Raw genomic sequence first — 2,971 nt, forward strand, 5'->3', positions numbered from 1 at the left:
GTCGGGAATGCAAGTCAATGTGTTGGGCGCCGAGCGTCGGCGGCGATGGAGTTACGACGAGAAGGTCCGCCTTGTCGAAGAGACCTTGCAGCCCGGCGAGACGGTCTGCGGCGTGGCACGCCGGCACGGGGTGGCTCATAGCCTGCTGTTCACCTGGCGTCGACAAGCGCGCCAGGGGCGACTGGGCGGGGATTCTCCGCCTGCTCTTGTTCCCGTCGAGATCACACCTGTAGCGGTTCCGATCTCGAGCGGCGCACCACAACTGGCGTCTTCACCGCCTGCGCAGCGTGCAAGGGCTGGAATCATCGAGATTGAGCTCGGGGGCGGCTGTCGTGTTCGCGTTGACCGTGACGTGGATGTTGAGGCGCTGCAGCAGGTTCTTGAGCTCTTGCGACGACGATGATCCCGATTCCGAACGGCGTCAGGGTCTGGATTGCCACTGGCCACACCGATATGCGTCGCGGCATGCGAAGCTTGGCTCTCACAGTTCAGGAAAGCCTGAAGCGCGATCCTCATGCTGGCGATCTCTACATCTTCCGGGGCCGCAGCGGCGATCTGGTCAAGTTACTTTGGCATGGTGTGCTGCAGAGCATAAAGGAGGTGAATAACCGAATTTGATGCGTACAGCTTTATGAGAGATGGAGGTTGGCCCTCCTGCATCGGCGTTCCAGCCGCAGATGCAAAACCACGACACGGTGGCTTCGCTTAAAAGGCGCGGTCATCAGCAAGTGTTGCAAAAGTCCCGGGTTTACGGGGCAGGTGAGTATCCAGAAGGCGAGCGAAAGCGAATCTTCCGATGACGCGTCGAAAACTATTTAGACGTCGCCAAAATCAGGGGCGCGTGCCATCCCTGAGATCAATCCGTGAGGCGCCTAGATTACTGCGCGGATGGCGACCGGCGTTTAGGGGACGCGATCTGGAGACAGGCTCTTGTAGAGAACTGCAGGAACCAGTCGTTGTGATGCCAAGGGAGAAGTTCAAGCGGCGCACACCGCGAGACGAGAGTACCGAAGCACGACACTGGGGCGGATTGGCTCGTAGTAGTGATGAAGGTGCTGTAATGGGACTGGAACGAAGGGGCCGAGGCAAGTGGTTCCGCCCGCATGCAACTGTGATGAGCAGGAGGACATGATGGGTGTAACCGAACGTAAGCAGTACAATATCGACAAGCAAACAGTGATGAAGGCCTACCGATTGGTCAAAGCCAATGCGGGCTCAGCCGGCGTGGATAAGGTATCGTTGGAAGCTTTCGAGAAGAACTTGAAGGGCAACCTTTACAAGGTCTGGAATCGAATGTCTTCTAGCAGCTACTTTCCACCTGCCGTTCGGGCTGTCCCCATTCCCAAGAAGAACGGCGGACAACGCATTCTAGGCGTGCCGACAGTAGCAGATCGCGTGGCGCAGACGGTCGTCAAGCTGCAGATTGAACAAGCACTCGAGGAAATCTTCCTTCCCGATTCCTACGGCTACCGGCCCGGAAAATCCGCGCTGGACGCCGTCGGCGTCACCCGGCAACGGTGTTGGAAGATGGACTGGGTGCTGGAGTTCGACATCAAAGGCCTGTTCGACAATATCAGCCACAAGTTGCTTATGAAGGCCATCAGGAAGCATGTGCAAGACGAATGGGCTCTGCTCTACATCGAACGCTGGCTAATAGCGTCGATGCAAGGCAAAGACGGAGCGATCACCGCTCGCGACCGGAGCACACCCCAAGGCGGCGTGATCAGTCCCGTCCTTGCCAATTTGTTCTTGCATTATGCGTTCGATACATGGATGGCGCGGAACTTCCCGCGGTCACCATGGTGTCGATACGCAGACGACGGGCTCGTTCATTGCCGAACCAAAGCTGAAGCGGAGGCCATCAAGGCGGCGCTGCAAGCAAGGTTTGAGGAATGCGAACTCGAAATGCATCCCGACAAGACCAAGATCGTCTACTGCAAAGACAGCAACCGCCCGGGTAGCCATACCAGTCAGTCGTTTGACTTTCTGGGATTTACCTTTCGACCGCGCAGGGCAAGAAATCATCAGAAGAAAGAAAACTTCTGTACGTTCTCGCCAGCGGCCAGCAGGGCGGCGATGAAGTCTATGCGTATGACGATCCGGCGGCTCCGGCTCAGGCTTCGCTCGCAGACGGAAGTCGACGCAATCGCCTTGGAACTGAATCCCGTCCTTCGTGGATGGATGCAGTACTACGGCAGATATGGGCGGTCAGAAATGCACAACCTGTATCGATACGTCGACGAATCTCTTAACCGCTGGGCGCGACGCAAATAAAAAGGGCTGAAGAATGAAAAAGTCAGAGCCTCCACCTGGCTCAGATTGATCCGCCGCCGCAGGCCAAAGCTGTTTGCTCATTGGGCGAGGTTGAGTTCTGCTTCGGTACTTGTTGAGAGCCGTATGACGTGAGAGCGTCACGTACGGTTCGGAGAGCGGCTCCGGGTGCAACTCCCGGGGCCGACTCACCATGGGTTGGGCATGTCGCTCTATGCTAAGCGCCTGGACCGAGGCAAGTTCATCTGGCCTTCGGCGTCGAACGGCGCGGTATCGATCTCAGCGGCGCAGATGGCCTATATGCTGGAGGGGATCGACTGGCGTAATCCGCAACTGAGCTGGCGACCGCAGAGCGCGGGCTGAGCACAAAATCCCGCAGATCTTGTATTTTTGGGAGTCCCCGCGCGTCCAATTTGTGATTCATTGCGTCGCATGGATGCCGATCGCGACGCTGTTCTGGATGACGTTGCCGCCCTGAGGGAGGCGTTGGCGATCGAGCGCGCGAGGGGGTTGGAGATCGCCGGTCGCCCGCGCGAAAGCATCGGAAGACGAAGCGCTGATTGCCCAACAGAAGCTGCAGATCGCCAAGCTGAAGCATCAGATCTACGGCCAGCGGTCGGAGCGTTCGTCGCGCCTGATCGAGCAGTTGGCCTTGACGTTCGAAGAGTTGGAAAGTGACGCCACTGAAGACGAGCTGGCG

Annotated in this window: 3 protein-coding genes and 2 pseudogenes; all 5 read left to right on the forward strand. The window is 57.9% G+C overall.

The window, feature by feature from the left end; translation table 11 throughout:
* On the forward strand, positions 1–403 hold a 403-nt coding region (gene tnpA / locus AC629_RS41520), incomplete at its 5' end, for an IS66-like element accessory protein TnpA (protein WP_084810434.1).
* On the forward strand, positions 400–618 hold the full coding sequence (gene tnpB / locus AC629_RS41525; protein ID WP_084810435.1) for an IS66 family insertion sequence element accessory protein TnpB: 219 nt from the start codon (positions 400–402) through the stop codon (positions 616–618). The genes tnpA and tnpB (AC629_RS41525), both read left to right, overlap by 4 nt.
* A gap of 510 nt (positions 619–1,128) precedes the next feature.
* Positions 1,129–2,406, forward strand: a pseudogene (gene ltrA / locus AC629_RS41530) (group II intron reverse transcriptase/maturase).
* Positions 2,407–2,439: 33 nt separating this feature from the next.
* Entirely contained in the window at positions 2,440–2,634 is a 195-nt protein-coding gene (gene tnpB / locus AC629_RS41535; protein WP_283808439.1) for an IS66 family insertion sequence element accessory protein TnpB, read from the forward strand.
* 69 nt (positions 2,635–2,703) lie between these two features.
* Positions 2,704–2,971 (forward strand): annotated as a pseudogene (locus AC629_RS41540) (transposase domain-containing protein); the annotation flags it as partial.

This window comes from Bradyrhizobium sp. NAS80.1 (genome assembly GCF_001908205.1).
Taxonomy (GTDB): domain Bacteria; phylum Pseudomonadota; class Alphaproteobacteria; order Rhizobiales; family Xanthobacteraceae; genus Bradyrhizobium.